We start from the raw sequence: 2,264 nt of genomic DNA on the forward strand, positions 1-2,264 counted from the left end.
TTCTTAGGAGGAATGTTGATGGGCCAAACAGAAAAACAAGCTCTTTGGAAAGACCGGCTGATTCATTTCCATGAATCCGGTCAAACGGCCAAAGAATGGTGTAACAACCATCATATTAATATTCATACCTTTCGGTATTGGAAAAGAAAGATTCAAGTACCGGCTGATCCGGCGCCTTCCTGGGTGGCTGTAGAAGTTGAAGAAAGGGCTTCACAATCATCCATACATATTTCCATAGGCAGAGCGACGATTGAAACTTCCGAAGATGTCTGCCCGGAACACCTAGCTAATGTGCTGAAAGTGGTCCAGGCGGTATGTTGAATGTAGCACACGTGGAGAAGGTTTATCTCGCTCAGGGTAATACAGACTTGCGAAAGTCTATTGACGGGCTAGCGATCTTGGTTCAGGAAGCGTTCGATTTGGATCCCTTCTCCCCATGTCTGTTTGTCTTCTGTAACCGGAAACGGGATAAAGTGAAAATCCTCCAGTGGGATCACAACGGATTTTGGCTTCATTATCGTCGCCTTGAAAAAGGAACGTTTCAATGGCCCGCAGACAATGATGCTTCTGTCATGTCTGTAAGTCGACGGCAATTTCGGTGGTTGATGGACGGATTGCCTCTCCACCAGAGAGGAGCCCACCGGGCAGTTCATGCAAAAACATTGATTTAAAAAAAGGAATTCGTCTATTTATGTCGAATCCTTTTTTTATGGATACAAAGACGAAGAACCCCAAGACAATGGAATCATTGGAAGAACGTTGTCTTTCTCTAGAAGATGAAAACGCTAAGCTGGCAGCCAAGGTTGAATGGTATGAACAACAGTTCAAATTAAGCCAACAGAAGCGTTTTGGTACTTCGAGTGAAAAGATGAACCCTGATCAGATTTCCCTTTTCGATGAGGCAGAAATCACTTCCGATTCAAAGGAAGAGGAGCCGACAATCGAAACGATTGAATATAAACGGAAAAAACGAAAAGGGCAGCGTGATGAGATGATGAAAAGCCTTCCTACGGAAACGGTAGACTACCATCTCGAGGACCAGGCTTGTTCGTCATGCGGTCATGACCTTCACCAAATGAGTTCGGAAGAGCGTCGTGAATTAATTGTGATTCCCGCGCAGGTGAAAGTAAAAAAACACGTGCGCCATGTATACAGTTGCCGGCATTGTGAACGACACGGGGTGGAAACCCCTATTCACACAGCTCCTATACCAAACCCTGTTCTTCCGAAAAGCCTCGCTTCCCCTTCAAGTTTGGCGTTTTTCATGAGTCAGAAATATGTCGAGGCGTTGCCTCTCTATCGTCAGGAAAAGCAGTTAGAACGTATGGGAATCCATTTATCCAGAGCCACCATCGCCAACTGGATGATCCACGCAGCGCACCACTGGTTGAAGCCTTTGTTTGACAAACTTCATCAAACCATGGTGAAGCATTCATCGGTGCATGCGGATGAGACGCCTCTTCAGGTGTTGCGGGAAGATGGAAAGGCAGCTGAGTCTAAGTCCTATATGTGGCTGTACTGTACCGGTCGCAACGGACCGCCCATCGTTTTGTATGATTATCAGCGTACGCGAGCTGGTAAGCACGCGAAGCGATTCCTTACATCGTTCTCTGGATTCCTCCAAACCGATGGGTATGGAGGCTATCGTAAAGTGGACGGCGTAAAACTGATGGGTTGTTGGGCTCACGCCCGCCGAAAATTTGATGAAGCTCTAAAAGCAGCCCCATCTTCTTCGACATTGGTAAATAGTGTCGCCAAGGAGGCGATTCAGAAGATTCAGCGATTGTATAATATTGAGAAGAAAATCAAAACGTGGACAGACGAAGAACGCCTGGGGTATCGGAAAAAGAACAGTAAACCGATATTGGAGGACTTTTTGGAGTGGCTGAAGAATCATAAAGCCAAAGTTCTGCCGAAAAGCAAGTTAGGGGAAGCCATCACGTACTGTTTGAATCAATGGGATCAACTGGTCGTCTACCTGCAGGATGGGCAAATAGATATCGATAACAATCGAGCTGAACGATTCATCAAACCATTCGTGATCGGCCGCAAGAACTGGCTGTTTTCAAATAGCCTGAAGGGGGCTGAATCCAGCGCCATCATTTACAGCGTGGTAGAAACGGCAAAAGCCAACGGCTTGAACCCTCTCTACTATCTTATGTATTTATTCGAACAACTTCCTCAGATGGATCTTGACGATTCAGAGGCTTGGGAAAAGGTTCTTCCTTGGTCCTCATCATTACCTGAAATCTGTCACGTTCCTA

General features: G+C 46.1%; 3 protein-coding genes. All 3 read left to right on the forward strand.

Features of this window, described 5'->3' with window-relative positions; all coding sequences use genetic code 11:
• The coding region (gene tnpA / locus ACFQIC_RS21055) for an IS66 family insertion sequence element accessory protein TnpA (RefSeq protein ID WP_390217882.1) at nucleotides 1-321 on the forward strand (321 nt) is incomplete at its 5' end.
• Entirely contained in the window at nucleotides 315-671 is a 357-nt protein-coding gene (gene tnpB / locus ACFQIC_RS21060) for an IS66 family insertion sequence element accessory protein TnpB (protein ID WP_204712364.1), read from the forward strand. The genes tnpA and tnpB, both read left to right, overlap by 7 nt.
• Nucleotides 672-709: 38 nt before the next feature.
• A partial coding sequence (gene tnpC, locus ACFQIC_RS21065) for an IS66 family transposase (RefSeq protein WP_390217884.1) occupies nucleotides 710-2,264 on the forward strand: 1,555 nt, incomplete at its 3' end.

The sequence above is a fragment of the Halobacillus seohaensis genome, assembly GCF_042663045.1.
Lineage (GTDB): Bacteria > Bacillota > Bacilli > Bacillales > Halobacillaceae > Halobacillus_A > Halobacillus_A seohaensis.